The 21,062-nt window shown below is 68.3% G+C and carries 23 protein-coding genes; 13 read left to right on the top strand and 10 right to left on the bottom strand.

Translation table 11 applies throughout. The annotated features are described in order from the left end of the window. Positions 1-149 precede the first annotated feature (149 nt). Genes POL67_RS29190 through POL67_RS29180 form a run of 3 tightly spaced genes read left to right on the top strand, consistent with a single transcriptional unit; the run spans position 150 to position 2,157 of the window. A complete protein-coding gene (locus tag POL67_RS29190) occupies positions 150-503 on the top strand; it encodes a hypothetical protein (RefSeq protein WP_271922947.1) in 354 nt (117 codons plus the stop codon). 36 nt (positions 504-539) lie between these two features. Further along, complete coding sequence (locus tag POL67_RS29185; protein WP_271922945.1) at positions 540-1,079, top strand: hypothetical protein; 540 nt, start codon at positions 540-542, stop codon at positions 1,077-1,079. 7 nt (positions 1,080-1,086) lie between these two features. Continuing rightward, positions 1,087-2,157 carry an RNA ligase family protein gene (locus tag POL67_RS29180; protein WP_271922943.1) on the top strand — a complete coding sequence of 357 codons (1,071 nt, stop codon included), beginning with the start codon at positions 1,087-1,089 and terminating at the stop codon, positions 2,155-2,157. Here the strand turns inward: POL67_RS29180 and POL67_RS29175 are convergent. Both POL67_RS29175 and POL67_RS29170 read right to left on the bottom strand, forming a co-directional pair. Continuing rightward, entirely contained in the window at positions 2,133-2,849 is a 717-nt protein-coding gene (locus POL67_RS29175) for an ankyrin repeat domain-containing protein (protein WP_271922941.1), read from the bottom strand. The genes POL67_RS29180 and POL67_RS29175 overlap by 25 nt on opposite strands. Further along, the gene (locus POL67_RS29170) at positions 2,846-4,111 is read right to left on the bottom strand and encodes a PAAR domain-containing protein (RefSeq protein WP_271922939.1); all 1,266 of its coding nucleotides are present in this window, start codon (positions 4,109-4,111) and stop codon (positions 2,846-2,848) included. Before POL67_RS29170 ends, POL67_RS29175 begins: the two co-directional genes overlap by 4 nt. A gap of 138 nt (positions 4,112-4,249) precedes the next feature. Between POL67_RS29170 and POL67_RS29165 the strand changes: the two genes are divergently transcribed. Both POL67_RS29165 and POL67_RS29160 read left to right on the top strand, forming a co-directional pair. Next, entirely contained in the window at positions 4,250-4,786 is a 537-nt protein-coding gene (locus tag POL67_RS29165) for a rhodanese-like domain-containing protein (protein ID WP_271922937.1), read from the top strand. Then, positions 4,783-5,223 carry a MauE/DoxX family redox-associated membrane protein gene (locus POL67_RS29160; protein ID WP_271922935.1) on the top strand — a complete coding sequence of 147 codons (441 nt, stop codon included), beginning with the start codon at positions 4,783-4,785 and terminating at the stop codon, positions 5,221-5,223. Before POL67_RS29165 ends, POL67_RS29160 begins: the two co-directional genes overlap by 4 nt. Positions 5,224-5,612: 389 nt before the next feature. Here POL67_RS29160 and POL67_RS29155 read toward each other — a convergent pair whose 3' ends face one another. From POL67_RS29155 to POL67_RS29135, 5 genes are all read right to left on the bottom strand, one after another. After that, a complete protein-coding gene (locus POL67_RS29155; protein ID WP_271922933.1) occupies positions 5,613-6,332 on the bottom strand; it encodes a hypothetical protein in 720 nt (239 codons plus the stop codon). A gap of 44 nt (positions 6,333-6,376) precedes the next feature. Then, positions 6,377-7,801: a M20 family metallopeptidase gene (locus tag POL67_RS29150; RefSeq protein ID WP_271922931.1), complete on the bottom strand. Its 1,425-nt coding sequence runs from the start codon at positions 7,799-7,801 to the stop codon at positions 6,377-6,379. 1,502 nt (positions 7,802-9,303) lie between these two features. Continuing rightward, a complete protein-coding gene (locus tag POL67_RS29145; protein WP_271922928.1) occupies positions 9,304-9,885 on the bottom strand; it encodes a DsbA family protein in 582 nt (193 codons plus the stop codon). 17 nt (positions 9,886-9,902) lie between these two features. Continuing rightward, complete coding sequence (locus tag POL67_RS29140; protein WP_271922926.1) at positions 9,903-10,475, bottom strand: redoxin domain-containing protein; 573 nt, start codon at positions 10,473-10,475, stop codon at positions 9,903-9,905. A 13-nt stretch (positions 10,476-10,488) separates the two neighbouring features. Continuing rightward, entirely contained in the window at positions 10,489-10,932 is a 444-nt protein-coding gene (locus tag POL67_RS29135; protein ID WP_271922924.1) for an SDR family NAD(P)-dependent oxidoreductase, read from the bottom strand. A gap of 552 nt (positions 10,933-11,484) precedes the next feature. Here POL67_RS29135 and POL67_RS29130 point away from each other — a divergent pair. The 4 genes from POL67_RS29130 (at position 11,485) to POL67_RS29115 (ending at position 14,227) form a co-directional block, all read left to right on the top strand. Further along, on the top strand, positions 11,485-12,627 hold the full coding sequence (locus POL67_RS29130; protein WP_276076051.1) for a zinc-dependent alcohol dehydrogenase: 1,143 nt from the start codon (positions 11,485-11,487) through the stop codon (positions 12,625-12,627). Between the two features lie 24 nt (positions 12,628-12,651). Then, positions 12,652-13,110 (top strand): hypothetical protein, encoded by a 459-nt coding sequence (locus tag POL67_RS29125; RefSeq protein WP_271922920.1) that lies wholly within the window; start codon positions 12,652-12,654, stop codon positions 13,108-13,110. A gap of 287 nt (positions 13,111-13,397) precedes the next feature. Further along, positions 13,398-13,772 carry a hypothetical protein gene (locus POL67_RS29120; protein WP_271922919.1) on the top strand — a complete coding sequence of 125 codons (375 nt, stop codon included), beginning with the start codon at positions 13,398-13,400 and terminating at the stop codon, positions 13,770-13,772. A gap of 254 nt (positions 13,773-14,026) precedes the next feature. After that, entirely contained in the window at positions 14,027-14,227 is a 201-nt protein-coding gene (locus tag POL67_RS29115) for a four helix bundle protein (protein ID WP_271930905.1), read from the top strand. A 252-nt stretch (positions 14,228-14,479) separates the two neighbouring features. On the opposite strand, the gene POL67_RS29110 is transcribed toward POL67_RS29115, so the two are convergent. The 3 genes from POL67_RS29110 to POL67_RS29100 all read right to left on the bottom strand — a co-directional run bounded on the left by POL67_RS29110 (position 14,480) and on the right by POL67_RS29100 (position 17,318). Then, positions 14,480-15,097: a hypothetical protein gene (locus POL67_RS29110; protein WP_271922916.1), complete on the bottom strand. Its 618-nt coding sequence runs from the start codon at positions 15,095-15,097 to the stop codon at positions 14,480-14,482. Positions 15,098-15,509: 412 nt separating this feature from the next. Continuing rightward, positions 15,510-15,911: a response regulator gene (locus tag POL67_RS29105; RefSeq protein ID WP_271922914.1), complete on the bottom strand. Its 402-nt coding sequence runs from the start codon at positions 15,909-15,911 to the stop codon at positions 15,510-15,512. A gap of 33 nt (positions 15,912-15,944) precedes the next feature. Further along, a complete protein-coding gene (locus tag POL67_RS29100) occupies positions 15,945-17,318 on the bottom strand; it encodes an MEDS domain-containing protein (protein WP_271922912.1) in 1,374 nt (457 codons plus the stop codon). Positions 17,319-18,081: 763 nt separating this feature from the next. On the opposite strand from POL67_RS29100, the gene POL67_RS29095 reads away from it, so the two are divergent. The 4 genes from POL67_RS29095 to POL67_RS29080 all read left to right on the top strand — a co-directional run bounded on the left by POL67_RS29095 (position 18,082) and on the right by POL67_RS29080 (position 20,986). Then, positions 18,082-19,050 carry a YegS/Rv2252/BmrU family lipid kinase gene (locus tag POL67_RS29095; protein WP_271922910.1) on the top strand — a complete coding sequence of 323 codons (969 nt, stop codon included), beginning with the start codon at positions 18,082-18,084 and terminating at the stop codon, positions 19,048-19,050. 165 nt (positions 19,051-19,215) lie between these two features. Next, entirely contained in the window at positions 19,216-19,632 is a 417-nt protein-coding gene (locus POL67_RS29090) for a hypothetical protein (protein WP_271922908.1), read from the top strand. Positions 19,633-19,727: 95 nt separating this feature from the next. Beyond that, on the top strand, positions 19,728-20,033 hold the full coding sequence (locus tag POL67_RS29085) for a PadR family transcriptional regulator (protein ID WP_271922906.1): 306 nt from the start codon (positions 19,728-19,730) through the stop codon (positions 20,031-20,033). Then, complete coding sequence (locus tag POL67_RS29080) at positions 20,030-20,986, top strand: hypothetical protein (RefSeq protein ID WP_271922904.1); 957 nt, start codon at positions 20,030-20,032, stop codon at positions 20,984-20,986. The genes POL67_RS29085 and POL67_RS29080 overlap by 4 nt, the downstream gene beginning before the upstream one ends. Positions 20,987-21,062: the final 76 nt, after the last annotated feature.

Genomic DNA, 21,062 nt, shown 5'->3' with positions numbered 1-21,062 from the left:
CACAGGCGCCCATGGGTCCGCTGTACAGATGCCGGCGAGCGTCCCATGTCATCCATGGGTGCGATCGGGAGAGCGCGGGCCGGGTCGTACGAGCTCGACCTCGAAGCTCGTAGGGCCGATCGTGCACCGTTGAAAGCAAGGAGGACGCGATGCTGAAAAGAACACGGTTCGTCGCGCTGGGGTTCGTGGCTTTCCTCGCGGTGTCAAAAGACGCCTCGGCCGAGTGCGTCCAGAAGGCGACCATCGAAAATTCAACGTCGGGCACCCGGGACTTCTCCCTCGCGTGCGGGACGGGCGCCCCTTCCAACTTCTCGCTCGAGCCCAACGAGAGTCACGATTACACCTGCAAGTGGAGCCGTGCGTGCGGCGATGACACGGGCATCTACATCTCGTTCGTTTCCTCGCCTCGCGTGCGTGTCCAAAGAAGGGAACTGTACAACGGGATGAGCTACCATTTCGGAATGATTGGGAACGACATCGCCTTGTTCATGGCGGTGTTCTAGCCGGTCAAGGTCGGCGTCCGCGTACACGCCCGTCACATGAGCCTCGCGCGCACGCCGGGATCCGTCTTCCGCCTCCGCACCATTGACGCCTCGTCCCACGAGTGGTCTCCTCTCCCGCCCGTCATGACCCTTCCGCCGCGCCCGCTCCTCCTCGTCCTCACCACGTCCCTCTTCGCCTGCGCCGGCCAGACGCCCCCGCCGAGTCCGCCCGGCGCGCCTCTCGCCGCGGCCGCGCCTGCCAAGGGGTACGACGCCCGCGGGCAGGCCAAGCCGTGCGAGCCTCCGCCGGCCGATTGCCCCGCCGTCTCGCGTGATCGTGACCTCGCCGATCGTTGCTCGCTCGGCGGCTTCCGCATGATCCAATGCGGCTGCGAGATGCTCTGCGGCGGCAATCCGGGCAGCGGCGAGAAACAAGCCTACGATGCCGAGGGCCACGGCAAGGCCTGCGCCCCCGCGAAGGACGATTGCACGCCCGAGCCCGCCCGCGCCGCCTTCCAGGACGCGTGCTCCGAGAAGGGGCACAAGCTCCAGGTCTGCGGCTGTGAATGGCTTTGCTCGGGAAAGCCCGCCCCATGAGTCGCCCATGACGCCCCCGCCCATCCCCCCGTTTTCCCCGTACGAAAAGATCGCCGAGAGTCTTGCGGCTGCCCTGGGCGATGACGAGGCGGCCCACCGCGCGTCGAGCCGGGCCGAGTGGATCGTCACCGAGAAGATCCACGGCGCGAACTTCTGCTTCGTCACGGAGGGCGAGGAGGTGCGGTGCGCCAAACGAAAGGGGCTCCTGGCGGACGACGAGGACTTTTTTGGCCATCGCGGCGTCCTGCGCCGATTCGCGGGCGGCGTGCGGGACGTGCTCGCCCGGGTGAAAGCCCGCGCGCCGAAGGCCACGATCGTCTTCGTGTATGGAGAGCTCTTCGGCGGTGGATATCCGCACCCCGACGTCCCGCCCGCCTTCGGGGTGCAGCCCGTGCAAACGGGGTGCTGGTATGCCCCGGGGATCGAGTTCTGCGCGTTCGACGTGGGGTTCGTGCAGGAAGGGAGTTCGGAGCGCGTGTACCTCGATCAAGACGAGGCCCGCGAGGCGTGCGAGGAGGCCGGCATTCCCTTCGCGCGGCCGCTCTTCCGCGGCCGGTACGAGGACGCGTTTGCCTATCCGCTGGGCTTCGAAACCACGATCCCCGCGCGGCTCGGCCTGCCTTCGCTCGGGCCCTCGAACAAGGCCGAGGGCGTGGTCCTGAAGCCCGCGCGCGCGCTCGTCGTGCCCAGGCGCGCGGGCGTGGTGCGGCCCGTCGTGAAACGCAAGATTGCCGAGTTCGCGGAGGACGAGCGTTTTCACGAGGCGGAAAAATGGTCCGGCCCGCGCGCGCCTGCGGCCTCGGCGCTCGATTGGCTCGTGCACGAGGCCTCGTCCCTGGTGAACGAGAATCGCCTGAACGCCGCCGTCTCCAAGGTCGGGCCGACGCGGCCCGGGGACACGGCGCGGCTCGGCGAGGTGTTCGCGCTCGTCCGCGAGGACCTCGACTTCGAACTACGCGCGCGCCACGCCGACGCCCTGCGCGCCCTCTCGCCGGCCGAAACCCGCGCGCTCGCGGCCCATCTCGACAGCGAAGCCCGCGCGCTGGTGGAACTCTACCTCGGCGGCGCGCCGCCCTGATCGACCGGAATCCCGAGCCGCTCCGCGACCTTGCGCCGCCACGCTTCGAGCGACGAATCGGCCGCCGGGATCGGCTTCTCCGCGAGCTTGCGCACGGACATCCCGACCTGGTCTTTCGCGTCCGGATCCGCGCCGCGATCGAGCAGTTTGTACACCTCGTCGTAGCGATTGAGGTACGCGAGGCGCAGCGCGGGCGTCTGCTCCATCTTGTTTTTCACGTCCACGGGGACGCCACGATCGAACAGGGGCCCCAGGTGTTGCCATTGCCCGAAGTTGAGGGCCTGGTGGGCGAGGGGAACGCCCTTGTCGTTTTCGAGGTTCGGATTCCCGCCATGGTCGAGCAGGAGGCCGAGGAAGCGCGGATCGGGGCTCGTCGCGGCCACGAGCATCGGCGAGGTGCCGATCGGCGTGAGCACGTTCGGATTCGCGCCGGCCGCGAGCAAGGCGCGCACGGCGAGCTCGTTCTTCGCGACGAGCTCGTACATGAGCAGGTTCACGCCCGAAGGCGCGACCTCGTCGAGATCCGCGCCGCGATCGACGAGCGCGCGCAGCGTCGCCACGTCGCCGCGCTCGGCGGCCGCAGCGGCCTCGCGCAGCCGCTCCGTCGGAAACACCACGCCCGCGGACGGGACAGGCGGCCTCGGGCCCAGGTTCCCTTCGAGACCCGCGGCGAATCGCTCGACGTTTTTCACATCATCCCCTGAATGGTCGCGATGTCCTGGCTCTTCTGCTGCTCGATGCCCGCCTCGTGCGTGCTGTGCCGCTCGGTCCTCTCGCCGAAGATGGCGAGCTCCTGCTCCGCCTCCGCCCGCGCCCACTCGCCGGTGCGCTTGCCCATGCCGAACGGATTGAGCCACCCCGTCCAGTGATCCGGCTGCTGGAACGTCGGCTCGGGCGGCCACCCGCGCGCCGTGAAGCTGCCGTCCGGATTCTGGTTCACCGCGTTCAGATCGTACTTCTGGCCGATCGCGTCCGGCATCATCCCGGCGATGGGCGACTGCTCCTGCGCCCAGGTCAGGATCTCGCCGTCGACGCGATACGCGTCGATGAGGTCGTTCGCCTGCGAGGGATCGAGGCCGTAGCGATCGTACGTGTTCTCGTGGATGCCCGAGGCGTTGAAGGTGTTCGCGGGCAGGCCCGAGGCGAGGGAGCCAGCCGAGGCGAGGCCGCCGCCGAGGGAGTGGCCGGCGATGCTCGCGTTGTTGCCGTAGACCGAGGCGACCTGCCGCGAGAGCTCGACGGCCTGCGTGTACTGCGCCCCTTCGAGGCCCGCGCCCTGCGAGAGGTTGCCCCAGAGCCAGTCGTTGCCGTTCCACTGCTTCCAGGTCTCGAACTCCGTGCCGCGCATGACCAGCCGGTAGCTGCCGTCGATGTCGGAGCGGTAGAGGTCGGAGTAAAACCCGGTGCTGTCGTCGTGGAAGACGGCGTTGCGCAGCTCCGGCGGGAGGTCGTTCGGGCCGAGGCGCGTCCAGCCCTCGGGCGCGCCGTTCGTCCGGTAGACGTCGTTCACGAGGCGCGCATCCTCGACCGAGCGGTTGTTCCGCGCGAGGCGCTCGGCCGCGTTCGAGAGGCGGTCCTTCTCGGGGCCGTTCGGCATGGAGGCCGCGCGCTGGCGAGCCGCGTCGATGAGGCGCAAGCGCTCCATGAGGCGCATGCGTTTGTCCGCCGCGGTCATCTTGCCGATGATCACGGTGGGGCACCCCTCGTCGATGAGCCCGCCATGGAGCGTGCCGTCGCCGAAGCGCGCGGCCATCTTGCCTTCGAGGAGCACAGTGGGCTCGCCGATGCCGATGACGTCGGGCGGCGAGCCCGTGCACTCGAGCAGGTCCGTCACGCGGGCAGCAGGCTCGCCACCGACGAGGATGGTCGGCGCGCAAGCAGGCAAGATGTCCTTGCCGACATGCTGCATACAGAGGTGATGATCGCCTTTGCGTGCTGCGATGGGGTCGCTCATCCGGGGCCTCGGGGTCGATCGGGCGCGGGCATGATCACCCGGGAGTCGAGGCGATGGGAAGCGCGAAATGGAAAGGAGCGCATCTTCGCCGCGGCATACCTCGCCTCCTCGCCGCATCCGCGCTAGCTTCGCGAGAAGATGTCGTCCGGGCTCGATCGACCCCTCATCTTGCGGTCGTTGGCGCTGCTCCTCGGAGGCGCAACGCTCGGCCTCGGGATCAACGCCGCGCGGCCCGAGGGTGTCGTCCTCACCGGCTTCGAGCCGCCCACGGCATGCACCGTGGCCGCAGCCGAGGAGGCACCCGTGATCGAGATGACCCCACGCGAGGCATCAAGCCTGTGCGGCCAGCCGGGCACGCTCTTCGCCGACACCCGCACAGCCGAGCACTTCGAGGCAGGGCACGTGGCCGATGCGATCCACCTGCCTTGCGACATGACCGCGAGCGGCGCCGAGCTAGCGATGAAGGAGCTCGGGCACGCACAGACCATCGTGGTCTACGGCGACTCGACCGAGGAGGCCTCCGAGGTGGCCGAGACGCTACGTCGTCGCGGGCTCAAGATGGACGTGCGCGTGCTACGCGGCGGCTTTTCCGCGTGGGAGCAGGAGGGCCTGGCGTGCGCCTCGGGCCCATGCCCCGGCTGCGCAATCACCCACAAACAGGAGCCGAGCCCGTGAAAAAAACCGCGCTTCTTTGGCTCTTGCGTCTCGGCCTCGGCGGGATGTTCGTCGCGGCCGGCGCGCTCAAATTCAGCGACCCAACCTCGTTCGCGCTGGAGATCCACAACTACCAGCTCCTCCCGGATCTCGCCCCGCTGCTCGCGGCGACGCTGCCGGCCGTGGAGATCGTCCTCGGCCTCGCCCTCCTCGCAGGCCCACGGCCCTGGGTCCGCGCCAGCGCGCTCGCCTCCACGCTCGTGCTCGGCGTGTTCACGCTGGCCGTGGCGTCCGTGGTCGCGCGCGGCGTGAACATTACATGCGGCTGCTTCGGCGAGGGCTCAGGCCCCGTGACCATGTGGACCGTTCTGCGCGACGTGGTGCTCGTCGCGGCGGGAGTGCTGCTGTTTCGCCTTGCCTCACCGCCGCCCCCGGCACCTGTCGTCCCTGCGGGCTGAGCCGGGGGGCGTCGCGCCGGGGCGCTGCCCCGGACCCCGCGGGGGCTATCCGCCCCTCGACCCGGACCAGGCACGGCCTGGACCGAAGGTGGAAGAACTGCGCGGTGCGCAGTTCTTCCAACGGGCCGGTGGCAAGACCATGGAGGTGCGTCTCGAGCGTGCGACGCACACGCTGCCGGTGGAACCTGCAGCGCTGCCGTGTTGGTTGGCAGGCTCGTCGCCGGTCTTGCCAGCGGCTGTTCGATGAACTGCGCACCGCGCAGTTCATCGACCCCGCGTCCAGCGCTTGCGCTGGTCCGGGTCCAGGGGCGGACAGCCCCGGTGGGGCCTGGGGCAAAGCCCCAGCGCGACGCCCCCCGAGGCTCCGTCAGAGCTTCAGCAGCTTGAACTCAAGCGCCATCGCTGGAGGAGACGGCGGGCAAAAAGCCAATCGTGTTCCGCCCGGCTTCGTCTTTTCCGATGGCCTCGACGTAGCGCTTCCAGTCGGCTTCGCCGGGGCGGATGATCTGGCTGCCGTCTTCGCGTGGATAGGGATCGAAGACGAAGAGCCCGCGTGTGTCGCGGCCAACGAGGATCCAGTGGTCGCCCTCGTCGCCGAATATCGAGATCTTGGCGGGCCAGCATTCGCCTTTGCGGTCGAGCGTCCGCGCGAGGTCGTCGTCGTTTTGCAGGCGCGGCGGTGAGAAGCCTGCGCGTTGCATCAGGTGGAGCAGCTTGCGGTACTCCATTCCGCCGTCCATGCCGCGGTAGCGCCGGTAGAGGAGGATCGCGTAATCTGCGAGCGCGCCGTAGGTCGCGTCTGAGCCGCCGCCTGCGATGACCTTGGCGAGCCGCGTGAGCTCGGTGCGCTTCTCGTCGTCGAGCTCGTCGGCGATCTGCTCGGCGAGCGTGACGAGCCCTCTGTACCCTGCGGTTGCGAGCATGGCGCCCACGAGCGAGACGGCGCCGCAGGCGTGCGCGCTTGCCGAGGGGCTCGAACCGTTCAGTTGCGTCAGCTTGTCGAGCGCCTCCATCGCATCCCGCGGGAGCCGCTCCTCGTCCGCGACGACGGGCCAGTCGACGTGGTGGATGCCGGAGGAAAACTCGTTCGAGCCGGAGGACGGGGGCATGACACGAGGATACTACGACCTGCCCGTGCCGTGCCCCGATCTCTTCACGCGCCGCGGGTGAAATGATCCGCGATGACGCTGGCGACGCACGCCGTGAGCTTCTTGCCACAACGGATGTGCAAGAACTCGTTCGGGCCGTGCGCGTTTGACTGCGGACCGAGGACGCCCGTGATGAGGTACTGGGCCTCGGGGAACTTCTCGCCGAGCATGGCCATGAACGGGATGGTCCCGCCCTCGCCAAACGCCATCGCGGGCTGGCCGAAAAACGCCTCGCTTGCGCGCTGCATCGCCTCGTCCAGCCATGGCGCGAGCGGAGGTGCGTCCCAGCCTTCCGAGGGCTCGGAGAGCGAGAACGTCACGTCGGCCCCGTACGGCGGATCCGCTTCGAGGGCGCGCTTGAGCGCGTCGGCCGCGCGCCGCGGGTTCACGCGGGGCGGGATCCGCATCGAGAGTTTTACCTTCGTGAAGGGCCGGAGGACGTTGCCTGCGCTCGCGATCGGCGGGATCCCGTCCACGCCCGTGACGCTGAGCGCGGGGCGCCACGTCCGGTTCAGCAGGAGCTCCTTGTTGTCGTCGGCCATCGGCCGCGCGCCCGCGGCCCACGGCATCTCCCTGTAGACGGCGTCGCCGAGCACTGCGGCTGCGGACGCGGCCTGGGCGATGCGCTGCTCGGGGACGACTGCGAAGAGCTCGTCGAGGAGGATCCGCCCGGTGCGCTCGTCCTCGATGCGCGAGAGCAGCTGGCGGAGGATGCGGAAGCTCGACGCTGCGACGCCGCTCGCCGATCCCGAGTGCACGCCCTCGCGCAGGATGCGGACTTCGAGCGTGCCTTGCACGAGGCCCCGCAGGGAGGTGGTGGTCCAGAGCTGATCATAGTTGCCGCAGCCGGAGTCGAGGCAAACGACGAGGCTCGGCTTGCCGATGCGGGGCGCGAGCGCGTCGATGTACGCGGGCAGGTCGAAGCTGCCGCTCTCCTCGCACGCCTCGATCAGCACGACGCAACGCGCATGCGGGAGGCCCTGCTCGGCGAGCAAGCGGAGGGCCGCGACGGAGGCGAAGGCCGAGTACCCATCGTCCGCACCACCGCGGCCGTAGAGCTTGTCGCCCTCGCGCACGGGCTCCCAGGGGCCTTTGCCCTCGGCCCAGCCGGTCATCTCGGGCTGCTTGTCGAGGTGGCCATAGAGGAGGACGGTGTCGTCGCCCTTGCCAGGGATCTCCATGAAGATGACGGGCGTGCGGCCTTCGAGGCGCACGACCTCGACCTTCAGGCCGGGGACGGGTTGCGCGCGGCACCACTGCTCGATGAGGGAGACGGCGCGCTCCATGTGGCCGTTCTCGCGCCAGGCACGGTCGAACGAGGGGGACTTGTTGGGGATGCGGATGTACTCCGTGAGGGCGGGGAGGATTTCCTGCTCCCAGATGCGCTCGGAGAAGGCTTCGGCGTGCGACTTGTCGAGCTTGGTGGTCATGCGGGTTCCTTCGGGCGGGACCTTAGCGCCGAAGGGGGGGCCAGGTGAAGCGGGGAGCGGAGGCGGGAGCGGAGGCGGGAGCGGAAACGGGGGTCAGGAGGTTCCGCTCGGGGACGGCGAGCTTACCGTCGTGCTCGGCCTCTTCAAGGCCAAGCCGTGCTCGCCGTGCTCGCAGCACTGCGTGCTGCTCCGCGCGGCTCCGCGCGGTGCTGCGCAGCCTTCAAGAGGTCTGCGCGCGACGGTGCGGGACCGGGGTCCCGGCGATCGGGTCGTCGGGCGGAGGATTCGTTATGCTGAGGATTTACGAAGTGGTCTTGACCATGGCCGGGGACGCGGCAGGGATTGCCGAGCAGATTGAACGACGGGACTCTGATCTCGGTCGGCAATTACGCAGGGCCATGCATAGCGTCGCGCTGAATGTGGCGGAAGCGGTGGGAAGCTTTCGCCTAAAGAACGCTAACGCCATGAGACGGCTCGTGTTTTCGTCTGCGTCGACGTGACGAATGGCCTGCATCGTTGACCTTTCGCCAAACGCACCGGCATCCCTCCGGAGCCACGCCGCAGCTCTTCAGGAGCGCGTCCGTCACCTGACCTCGCGCGCTGTAGTAACAGGCGGGGCGGCGCCGACAGGCGCCCGATGCTCGGCGGTGAAGCCGCCGCTGGCACCGTCTATGGGACGCCCTGTCCCCTGAATCGTTCCCGCAGCCGCGCGAGCCCTGCCCGCACCAGCGCGCGTGCCCTCTCCCCGTTCTCCAGCCCGAGCTGCATCGCGATCGCGTCGAATGGCTCGTCTTCCACATCCGGACTGCTCTCCGCATCGGGTCTGGAAAGGTGTCCATGAATGCCGACACCTCGGTCATCAGCCGGTGGAGCGTCACGGCGTCGGTGAGCGGCGGCCGCGCGCCCGCTTCGGTGATGGCGTCAAGCCGCTCCGCCCCCGTGACCAGATCACGCTTGCTCCGCCGCAGATCCGGCTTGGTCGTGATTTCGTACCCCGCTCGTTCGATTGCGGCGTGGATTTGCGTGGGCCGAGCCGTGCCCGGCAGGTATTCCACGCCGAGCACCAGCGTCCGTTCGTCGAGCTCCGCCGTCAGCACGCCCGGAAGGCCGCGCACGGCCCCCTCGAGCGCCTCGCGCGGGACGCTGGCGCCGCGACCCCGCTCCAGGCCATATGTCACGCGCACGCTGGTCGACCAGCCCAAGCGCTGCTTCACGTGGTCCTTCACGGCGAAACGCGTGAGTGACAGCAACCACCCCCGAAAGGGGCGTCTCTTCACGAAGATCCCGACGAAGCGGCGGCGCGGAAGTGTCGTCCTCCAGCTCGCCACCATGGACGAGGCGCACGGCTCCCTCGACGAGCGCCGCGTCGGCCTCCTCCTCCGGCGCCGGCCGGCGGGAGAGATAAGCGTGGAGGTTGCATGTACCGCTGGTCCGCGCGCTTGACGCTCGCGCTCGCCCCCGAGGACTCTCGTCGCGATGCCGTCACGGGGCCCCTGCGACCCCTACATGCGCGACTGGGGCCGGCCCATGCGCGGCACGCGGTCGCCTTCCCAGGGAAGCCCCGTCATCGGCTCGATGTCGGGCCCCGCCCGCTGCTCGATGGCGGCGAGCAGCGCCTCGGCCGTGTAGGCGCCGTTGTGGCGCTCCCCGTTGATGAAGAAGGTCGGGGTGCCGTTCACGCCACTGCGCACGCCCTCGATGAAGTCGCGCTGGACCTGCGGCAGGGAGCGGTGCTCCTGGAGGTTGCGCGTGAAGCGGCCCATGTCGAGCCCCAGGTCGGCCGCGTACGTCAGCAGCGCGGGAGCCTCCAGGTTCTGCTGGTTCTGGAAGAGCATGTCGTGCATCTCCCAGAACTTTCCCTGCGCGCCGGCGGCCTCGGCGGCCTCCGCGGCCAGCAGCGCGTGCGGGTGAAGCTGGGTGAGGGGGAAGTGGCGGAAGACGAAGCGGACCCGGTCTCCGACAGCGCTCTCGAGCCGCTTCAGCTCCCAGGCGGCGCGCCCACAGAAGGGACACTCGAAGTCGCCGTACTCCAGGAGGGTGACGGGGGCATCGGCCGGCCCCTTCGCCCAGTCATTGGCGTCCACGTCTCTACGAAGTCTGCTCATGTCCGTGCCTCCGGCTGAGGTGGCTGCTGTTGTGGCTGGAAGGTGAGGAACTCCATCTGCTTGCCGGTCAGCCGCTCGAGCGCGTCGATGACGCCGTCCGCGCCGGGGTTGAGCTCGATGGGCGAGACGTAGCTCCAGTAGATCACGCCCTTGCCGTCGATGACGTAGAGCGACCGCTCGCAGATGCCGACGTCCTCCCGGTAGACGTTGTAGCTGCGCGAGACCTCTCCCTTCGGATGGAAGTCGGAGAGGAGCGGAATCTGGATGTGGAGCTCCTTGGCGAAGGCGATGTGGCTCCAGAGGGAGTCGCACGAGATGCCGAACACCTTCGCGCCGAACTGGCCCAACACGGGCATCAGCTCGTTGAAGAGCCCCAGCTCGTTGGTGCAAACGGGGGTGAAGTCCCCCGGGTAGAAGATGAGGACGACCGGCGAGCCGTTGACGTCCGCGAGCGTGATGCGACGCCCGTCGGGGGTGGCTGGCTGGCCGAGATCGGGTGCACGCGTGCCGGGTGGCAGGCCGTGCGCGCGGATGCCTGAGGCAGGCGGGGGAGGAGCAAGAGTGACCATGTGCTGACCTCGTTCAATCGCAACGTGACCAGGTGCTGACCGCGTTCAATCGCAACATGGAGACCGTCCCGCGGCGACGACACCCCACAGCGGTGGAATGTGCGGTCCCCTGCACGTCGATGCGGCCAAACCAATCGACCGCGGCGGCGATGGACCGCTGCGCCTGCGCTTCGCTCGTGACGTCGAGCGGCAAGAAGGCGAGCCTGTCGTTCGCCGGCCGGCCAATCGCGGACCGCAGCTCCTCCAGGTTGCGCGCCGTGGCGACGACGCGGTCGCCCGCCTCCAGGGCAGCCAGGACGACTCCTGCGTCGATGCCGCTGCTGGTCCCCGTGACGAACGCAGCGCCGTGTGCATCGAGAAACGCCTTCCCGGCAGAGTGAAGGCGCGCGAACAGGACACGGAGGGTGCGCTGCCCGGGCGCTTCGATCGTAAAGCAGGCGCAAAACAGCCCATTCACTGTGTGCGCGTCGTTTTTCGCGGGGCTCCCGGGTACGGCGGATCGGGTCACGCGTCGCGCGCGGCATGTCGCTGCTGGGGCCAGGGGATCCGGCGCTCTCGACGACCCTCCCCGCCTGGCATGCGGACAAGAAAAACAGCGGTAACAGAGCCCCGAGCAAGCGGCGGCTCGCGCCTCGTATGAGCATCGTCTTCCCCCTTCCACGTTACGCCCCTCGTTATGGCGAGGCATCGTCGGGCGCCTTCAGATAAGCTGCTAAGGGGCTTGACGAGTCGTGGTGATCGGGCCCAAGGCAGGCCGCCCAAGAGGCTCCCGATCCAGGCTGGTAGGCATACCGATGTCCCGGGGCGGCAAGGCGGGCCGAATGACGGCCACGGGTGATGGGCCCGGCAAGCGCTGCGCATTCTGCTGATATCGAACGGGTTCAGTCGCGATCGTCGCCATCGCCTCGAACGGCCGCCGCGCCTGGGCTCGCCCGCTTTGCGCTGGGCGGGGTGGGCGCGGCCCGCGCCTTGCTAAACCGGCGCCCCGGAGGCGATATCGATGCAAGCCATGACGTACCATGGCCCCAAGAGGGTCCGGGTCGAAAACAAGCCCGAGCCGCGGATCGAGCACCCGAACGACGTGATCCTTCGCGTCACGCGGGCCGCGATCTGCGGATCCGACATCCACCTGTATGAAGGGCTCATCCCCGATACCCGCGTGGGGCACACCTTCGGTCACGAGTTCACCGGCGTGGTCGAAGAGCTCGGGCCCTCGGTCCAGACGCTGAAGCGCGGCGACCGCGTGGTCGTCCCGTTCAACATCTCCTGCGGCACCTGCTACTTCTGCAAGCGCGGCCTCACCGCCAACTGCGAGAACACGAACCCGAACGCAGACCTGGCTTGCGGCGTCTACGGCTACTCGCACACGACCGGCGGCTACGACGGCGGCCAAGCCGAATACGTGCGCGTCCCGTTCGCGGACGTCGGGCCGATGAAGATCCCCGACGACATGGACGACGAGGACGTCCTCTTCCTGAGCGACATCCTCCCGACCGCCTACCAGGGCGCGGAGATGGGCGAGATCGTCGACGGCGACACGGTGGTCGTCTATGGCGCCGGCCCGGTCGGCATCCTGACCGCGCGATGCGCTTGGCTCATGGGCGCGGGGCGCGTGATCATGGTCGATCACGTCGACTACCGCCTGGCGTTCGCGCGCCGCTACGCGCAGGTCGAGACCATCAACTACCGGCAGGTGGACGATATCGTCCTGCACATCAAGAAAATGACCGACGGGCGCGGCGCGGACGTATGTATCGACGCGGTCGGCTGCGACGCCTCCGGCTCGCACATGCACACCGTGCTGGGGAAGATCCTCAAGCTCGAGGGCGGCGCGCCGACGGCGATCGAGTGGTGTATCAACACTGCCCGCAAGGGGGGGAAAATTTCCCTCATCGGCGTGTATGGCCCGCCGTGGAACATGATCCCGATCGGCACTGCGATGAACAAGGGGCTCACGCTCCGGATGAACCAATGCAACGTCAAGCGGTACATGCCGCACCTGCTCGAACACATCCGCGCCGGGCGTATCGACGCGAAGGGTATCATCTCGCATCGCCTGTCGATTGAAGAGATCCCCTATGGTTACGAGATTTTCACCAAGAAGCAGGACGAGTGCATCAAGTGCGTCATCGTCCCGCCGCGCGCGGCGTAACGCCACCCGAGGGAGACACGAGCCATGGCAACGATGCAGACCACGCAGACCCCATTCAGCTCCACGACGGCGCTCGGCGTCCCGGATCGCGGCGTCGATCGCCCCGAGGATCGGCCCGGCGTGCCGATGGAGACGGCGCCCCGCCCGGTCGGGGGCGCGCATTGGACCACGCCCGAGAGGCAAGTGCCGACGGTGCCGGTGCTCAAGCGAATGGAGATCGATGCGCTCACGCCGGCCTTCGGCACCGCGCAGCCCCCCAAGGGCCTGAGCGGCGCGATCCGCCGCCTCGCGTACACCGTCCCGCAACACAAGGCGCGGCGGTGGATGATGCTGCTCATGGCCGATCGCGTCGACGTGATCGAAAACCGGATCGCGAGCGCGCCGAAATGGCTGGCGGTCGCGCTACCGCTCGTCGCGATTGGCGTGGGCATCGGGCTCGCCCGGGGGCGAAAGCGCACCTTCTGGCAACGCGTATTCGCCTGATCGGCGGCGCGGAAGTCCGGCGCCTTGCCGGGTAGAAGCGCCCGATTGCCTCCGAGTTGCCGGCAATGCCGTAATACCCGTAGTGACCGCGCAGCTTCAGCGAAAGACTGCGTTGCTGTTCGCGCATCGGGGCCCTGCGAAAGCGATCCCTGGCGGTTCGCCGTCGCACGACACTTCCCGCTGCGCGCGCGTCCCCCAGATGCTCGCGCTTCCGACGAAGAAGTACCTGCTCGAAATGGCCGACCTGTTGTGGCGCCGCTTCCCCCGCGTGCCTTTGGCGGTTCGGGGTGACGACCGCCCAGCTCTTGCCGCCCTCGCTGCCCGAGCACGATCTCATGGAGATTTCTCTCTTCCCGATGACGGTGACGGAGCGCGACGAGCGTGTGGCGGCGTTGATCGGTCGGCTCATCGTCAACACGTGCCTCGCGATGAGTGATCCCGCACGGGTACGCGCGCCGGCACCGGCGGGCGCACGGGGAGCGAGGAGGCAGGCCGACGCGCGGCGCGGAGGGGCCCCGCCCAAGCTCCGCGTGAGCGGCGGTGGGTCACCACTCGCCCGCAGCCCCGCGAGCGAGGCGAGCGCCACCGGTTCCCGATATCAGGGCCAGGTAGAACAGTCCCTCACCCACCCCTGTACTGAAGGGGTCGGGGTGGACCGTTGACGCTGGGTCAACCCTTTCAGCGACGACGCCGGTCGTAGTGCCCCCGCAGATACCGCGGTATCCCTACGCCAGGCCGATGATGCCGCGGGAGCACCCGGATCGGCTTGGCGCACCCGCAAGCGCACACGCGCCGCCCCTTCGCGTTTTCGGCTGCCGCCCACGCCTCCGCCGCGCCTGCAGGCGTTGGTCGCGTAGGCAGCTTCACCGTTCCCTCCAGCACCAGGGGCGGTGTCGCCGTTTGGTGAAAGGTTAATATTGCCGAAGGCGCGGGGAACACCGCGGGGCACAAGAGACAACGCTATCAAACCGCATTGGGATCGGCACGTGAGGTGCTGGCGTGCGTCCAGGTCGCCCAGGCCATGAGGTACATCGGCGCCGTCGATGCGCGGGCGCTCGATCGAATGGCCCACGTCATCGCCACCCTCGGCCGCCTCGTCTATCGCCGCGCTTCGTGAAACGAAGCGCGGGCCACCCTCCCTTCAGGTCGGCCCGCCTTTTCTGCCAGGATCGCGGCCCCCATTCCAAGGGCCCTCGCCCCATTCCCTTGGGATCGCGGCTTCCCTCTTCCTGGAATGCCGACCTCGCGCGTGAGGGTACACTCCTCGCCGGTTCCGGCACAACGGGACCGGCGAGGCTCCGTGCTTTGTCGTGCCTCCTGAGATTGGTTCGCCGGCCGCATCCCGGTGGCTGCAAGCGCTGGACGCTCGTCACTTCTCGAACCAGACGAACCAGGACGCGCGTTTCCTCACCGGATGAAACGTTCGCCATACCTCCTCGGGCAGGAAGATATCGGTGTCGCAAAAGCCGCACGTCACGATGCGTCGATCGCCGTGGTCGACCTTGAGCTTGGCGCCGCACTCGGGGCAGCCCAGCGCGATCGGTCGCAGAACCCGGGGCGATTCGACGACCAGGGGGACGAAGACCTGCGCCGCGTGCCGCCCAAGAGAGCGAAGCCACGCCGGCGCTGGATAGGTGGCCATCATGGCCCCGCATCCCCTGCAGGGCGCCTGCCCGGTGGTGCCCAAAGGTAGCTGCGAAAGATCGGTAGGCGTCGCGCACACGTTGCAGGTGGGCGGGCGGAGGCTCAGGTTGCCGAAGAACTGGCTGACGGCGCCGAACGCGAGAAGCGGCCTCTCCTCGCCGGGAGCCAGCGGCAGCACCTGCTTCAGCGTGAGCCCGAAGATGTGTTCACGGAGATACTCGACGGGCAGGGGCTGATCACTCCCGCAAGCCGCACAGCGCACGGCAAGCGCAGGCTGGTCGACGGGGCAGTTGGAGCCGCATTCCTCACAGATGACGCGCATCCGATAGCAGCGGAAGTGCATGCCGAGAGCTTGGAACACGCCCGGACAGGGGGGCAACTACAAAAGAGCCGATCCACCGTGGCATCCGGCGCAGGCCTCCTTCCTGCGCACCACTTTCAAAGAAGGGAGGAGCGATGCTGAGCCGACGTCATGAAAGCCTGCCTCATCTACAACGCCGCCGCCGGCAGCGCCGCCGATGACGTCTTCGACCGCGTGCACGCGATCCTCAGCGCCCCGTTTCGAACCGAACGTCCTCAGGACGGGCCCCGACCGAGACCCGTCTGCCGGCATTCTCGTCGCGTCGTTCGAACGCATCAACGGGCAGGTCAGCGCCACGATTGACCGGCGCAACGCAAGATGCGTCGACACGGCCGGGAGCGCTGCCTTGAACGGGCGACAGGCGCAGCGGAGGCGGCCCGTCCCACGAGCCGAGTCAACAACACTCCTCGAGGAATGCGAGCAGCGCGTCGACGTCGACCGGCTTGCTCAAGAACCGGGTCGGGCAGAGCGCGCGGACGCGATTGCTGTTCGCTCCGGCCGTCAGGACGACGACGGGAATCCTCGAAAGCGCCGGATGCTGGCGTTGCTCCGCGAGGAACCCGTAGCCATCCATGATGGGCATCATCATGTCGAGCAAAATCACGCAGGGCGCCTCGTTCTCCGCGAGATACGAGAGCGCCGCGCGCCCATTACAAGCCGTCACCACGTGATACCCCTCGTCCACGAGGAGCGTCTTCAGGGCCTCGATCACCCCCGGATCGTCATCGACGACGAGGATCGTGCCGAGACGACGCCCGTCGGCCTCCGACATGGCATTCTGTTGAGCGTCGATCACGCAATCCTCCTCGACGGCGGGCTGCCCTTCGGGTCATTCCGATTCCACCGGAACGCGCGGCAGCGTCACGCGGAAGGTCGACCCTGCCCCAGGCTCGCTCTCGAGGTCGAGCGAGCCACGGAACGCGTCCACGATCTTGCGCACGATCCAGAGCCCGAGGCCGAACCCGCCGCGGTGGTGCTCCGGCGGGGAGAGCTGGACGAATCGATCGAAGATCCGGCCCTGATCCTGCGGCGGGATCCCGGGGCCATGGTCGCGCACCGACACGACGGCGTGCCCGTCTTTCTCGGTCACGGTGACTTCGATCGGCGCTCCAGGCGCATACTTGATTGCATTCGAGAGGATGTTCACCAGCACCTGCTCGACCCGCAGCCGGTCCCAGCGGCCCGTGATCGGCGCGTCGGCGCGCAGCGAGAGCTTGCAGCCTGCCTTGTCCAGGTTCTCGGAGAAACGCTCGGCGGTCATTCGTGCGACATCGGAGAGGTCTACCTCCTCGGGCGTGAGCGCGAGCTGACCGGACAAGGCGCGAGAGAAGTCGAGGAGATAATTCACGAGTTTCTCCAGCCTGCCGCACTCCGCCTTGGCCTTCGTCAGCCGCTCGGCGAGCTGCCCTGCCGAGCATGTCCCTTTCGCGCCGGCCCGCAGCAAGCTCTCGATGTAGAGCTGCAGCGAGGTGAGCGGCGTCTTCAGCTCGTGGGAGGCGACCGAGATGAAATCTTCTCGCATGCGCAGCGCCTCCTCGAGCTGCGCCGTTCGCTGGCGGACGCGCTCCTCGAGCTCCTCGTTGAGCTGGCGAAGCTCCTCCTTGGCGATCTTGAGCGACGAGCTCTCGATGAGCTCCCATTGGTCGGCGCGTCGGGTGAGCGCGAACTGATGGCTCCGCACGACGTCGATGACGCTGTCGGAGTTGCATCGGCCGAGGGAGTAGGCGCAGAGGCCGACGATCCGGTGCCCCCGAAACGCCCCGGTCAGCCTCGCCTCGTAGTCGGCGAAGCTCTTCCAGTCGCATACCTCGAGAAAGGACGTGTTTCCGCTCGCCCGCAGCCCTGAATAGCCATTCTGGAGCGCGATGGCCTGCCGCTCGATCCACATCTGATGGAGGGTCTCGGTTTTGAGCCCCCCGGTCTTCAGGTACCAGTCCTGATAATCGATGATCTCGAGCTGACCGCTGCGCTCGAGCGCGTCGATGTTGGGCACGGCTGCCCTGAACAGGTCGCGCGCCTGGTGGGCGCGGAGCGGATCGGCCGTGACCCAGACACATTGCGCGTTCCCGCGGATCCCCGCGAGGAAATACGGAACGAGCGCGTCGGCGAGATCCCGCTGTGAATCATAGAACTGGCAAAAATGCGAGCCCCAAGGGAGAATACCAACTGCCGGGATACCGCTGTCAACGCCCGCTGCTACCATGATCCATTCGTACTCCCCATGCGTTCTGGCGATGCGAGGAGGAGGAGGCAAGCGATGGCCGCGCAATTTTCATTTCCGATGCTGGCGATCGTGCTCGGCGTCAACCCCGAGCCAAGAGGTCGGGCGGCAGGGACACGCGTCCACGGCTCCGCCCTTCGCGGTCGATCGTCGTCAGCGTCTCCCCCTCGACGAGCAGGGAGCCGCCGCCCGGCCGAGCGGCAAGCACCACGTGTTCCTCGCAGCCGAGCTCGGTAACCAGGACGCGGCGCGCGTGGGTCCGCGATTTCCGAATTGCGCGGCGCCGACCGATACGAGCGGCATCGACCGGAGGACACGGTCGTCTACCCGCCTCTTCGGGCGACCCGAAGGACGCCTCGTGGTGCCTACACGCAACCACAACGTAAGTTCACCCGGATCCCTCGTCGACGAGACCCCAGAGGAGGTCGGACCTCGTCGGGTGCCTGGTCGACGAGGCCCCGGAGGAGGTCGGACCTCGTCGGGTGCCTGGTCGACGAGGCCCCGGCGAAGTCCGATCACGGCGGGGGGCTCGCGGACGAGGCAGGCGGCGAGGTCCGATCACGGCGGGGGGCTCGCGGACGAGGCAGGTAGCGGAGTCGGAGTCGGGAGCGGAAGCGGAAGCGGGAGCGGGAGCGGGAGCGGGAGCGGGAGCGGGAGCGCGAGCGGGAGCGCGAGCGGGAGCGGGAAACCAGCTCCATTTGTGCTCCGCTTTCAGAGAAGGGAGGAGAGATGGTAAGCCGATGGCATGAAAGCCTGCCTCATCTACAACGCCGCCGCCGGCAGCGCCGCCGATGACGTCTTCGACCGCGTGCACGCGATCCTCGCGCCCCGCTTCGAACTGAACGTCCTGCGCACGGGCCCCGACCAGGACCCGTCTGCGTGCGCGCGGGAGGCGCTCGACGCAGGCGCGGAGATGTTGATCGCGGCGGGGGGCGACGGGACGGTCTCGTCCGTGGCGGCTGTGCTCGCGCAGAGCGAGGTGCCGCTCGGGATCCTGCCGTGTGGCACGTCGAATTCGCTGGCCGCGGCCCTCGGCATTCCGGGGGACCCGATCGCCGCGTGCGACACGCTGCTTGCAGGCCATCGCCGGGTCATCGATACGGCCCTCGTCGGCAATCGCTGCATGGTGCTCCACGCCTCGGTCGGCCTCCACGCCGACACGGTGGCCGACACGGCGAGGGAGGACAAACATCGCTGGGGCGTGCTCGCTTATGTCGCGACGGCGCTGCGCAAGCTCAGCACGCTCGCGCCGTTCGAGGTCGAGCTCGAGACCGACGAGCAAATCGTCCGGTGCCGCGCCGTGGCCGTCACCGTGGCGAACATGGCGCCGCTCCGCACGGTGCTCGCGCAGGGCCCTTCAGCGCTCGTCGGCGACGACGGACTGCTCGACGTGACGGTCGTCGCGGCCACCACGCTCAATGCGGCCGTGGCCACGGGCATTCACCTCTTTCTCACGGCCGCGCGCGGCGAGCCCGCGACGCGCGACGAGGTCGGCTATTTCTCGTGTCGCCGCCTGCGCATCCTCGCCGACCCAGCGCAGCACGTGCTCATCGACGGCGAGGCGGCGGGCACGACCCCCGTCGCCATCGAATGCAGGCCGGCAAGCCTCGTGGTCCTCGCGCCGCCTTCCGCCGAGCCCGAAAAGGTCGGACCCGAGATCAAGCTCCCGACGAGCCCGGAGGCGCAGGTCGAAATCGAAGCGTCGGAGGCGTGAGCTTGACGCTCGGCATGCTCGACGCGCTCTCGCAAAGCCCGGCCGCCTCGTCGGTTGGGCTGCGACGACCCTGATCCTCTCCCCGTTTTTGGCTGAGCATTTTTGAGAATTGGGTTCGCATCCGGCGCCATGTGGGCCCGCGTAGGGGCGTGGTAGTCGCACCCGGTGTCCATTCCCCCCTCCAAGCTCTTGCCCGCGCTGCTGCCGTTCGCGGACGCGCTCGATGCGGTTCCCGCGCGTCCGCGTGATGAGGAGGTTGGCTGGACCCCGCACCGTTACGACCAGGCGCCTCCGCACCCGGTCATCCCGAATGCACCACCCTACGACGGCGTGTACCGAGGGAGCTGGGTCTCACCGGGCATGTGCGTGCGGCTCGACCTCATGCACCCCTCGCTGAGCGCACGATTGCGTGCATGGCTCCGCGCGCGCTTCCCGGAGCAAGTGGGCGGAGACGACGGGTTCTACGAGTATGGAATCGAGAGTCGCTCGCAGCGCACGAACCTGGAGCAAGCCCTGGCGCGACTTGCGGCCAAGCTAGAGGAGGGCGAGCTCGAGGAGGGCGAGCCTCCTCCGTCCACGTAGACGCGCGCGACGCCGCGTCCGGAGGAGCGCCACGAGACGTTCCTGGATACATATATCGTTGACCGATACATCCTGCGGCGGTATGTGGAGAGCCGATGCAGGACCCCACGTACCTGATACTCCTCGCGCTCTCGGATCGGCCTCGCCACGGCTATGGCATCCTTCTGGAGGCCAGCGAGTTGAGCCGCGGAACGATCCGGCTCGGCCCCGGGACTTTGTACGGAGCCCTCGAGCGACTGGAAGAAGCCGGCCACGTCGAGCTCGATCGCGAGGAAATCGAGGAGGGGCGGCCGCGACGTTATTACCGCCTGACGCGGCGCGGGCGGCGCATCCTCGTCGAAGAAACCGAACGGCGGGAGGCCCTCGTGGGGCTCGCCAAGCAAAGGCTCGCGCACCGATGAGTCCCCTCGAACGTCGCATCCGCACGCTCATTTCCCTCTTTCCGGCGTCCTTTCGAGCGCGGTGGGAGGAAGATCTCGTCCGTACCACGCTCGAGACTTGCACGGCCGAGCAGTCCTGGCCCCACCCGCGAGACGCGTTGGACCTCGTCGTATCGGCGATTCGGGCCCACGCGGCGACGCCCGCAAACCAACCCTTCCGCGTCGTGCTCGCCCAGGGCATCGTGCTGGGCGCGATCCTCCTCGCCAGCGTTCGCGTCGGCGCCCTCCTGCTTCGTTTCGGGTGGTTCCTGCGCTGGCTTCCAGGAAACAGCGCCGCCGGTGTGCCGTCCGATGAGCTCGCGCTCTACGCCGGGCCGCTTGCGCTCGAGCTCGCGGCGTACGTGCTCCTCGCGGTCGCAATGCTGCAGCGGCGGCGCGTGCTCACCTGGGCAGTGGCCATCACCCTCGGCGGCATCGGCCTCCTCGCAACACTCCGCTACCCTGGACCCATCGGCCTCCGGTGGGCTCTCGGCATGGCGGTTCCGGGCGCCATCCCCTTCCTTGTTGCTGCGTTTACCATAGCCGCGAGGAAGACCGATCGCGTGCTCGCCGTTCGGCCGGCTCTCGTCGGGCTTGCGCTGGTGTCGTTCGCGACGACGGCCTGGCGCTTCGCGGCTTGGTTCGCGACGACGACGTTTCACCTCGTGCCCGGCACCGTCGACCGGATCACGACCGCCGTCGCGGCTCTTCTGCTCGTCGCTTGCACCGTCTCCGGGTTCGCGGATCCCCGCTGGTTCATCGCGCTCGGGGTTGCGGTGATCGGCTGGAACGCACGCGAATTTATTCAGACCGGCGACCCGCTCGTATTCCTTGGAACCACGTTCGTCGTGATGGTTTCGTGGGTGCACTGGCGTGTCCTACGTCGGCAGGCCGCCCGCTCGGGCCCGGGTCGAAGCGACCACGAGATTGCTTGACCGAAATGTCCACGTCGATGACGTCCGGTCCCCGCCGGGGCGGCGGCGACGGGCCACGTTCGAGGCTTTCTTCGCG

It is taken from the genome of Polyangium mundeleinium, assembly GCF_028369105.1.
Lineage (GTDB): Bacteria > Myxococcota_A > Polyangia > Polyangiales > Polyangiaceae > Polyangium > Polyangium mundeleinium.
This window is presented reverse-complemented; position numbering and strand designations above follow the sequence as displayed.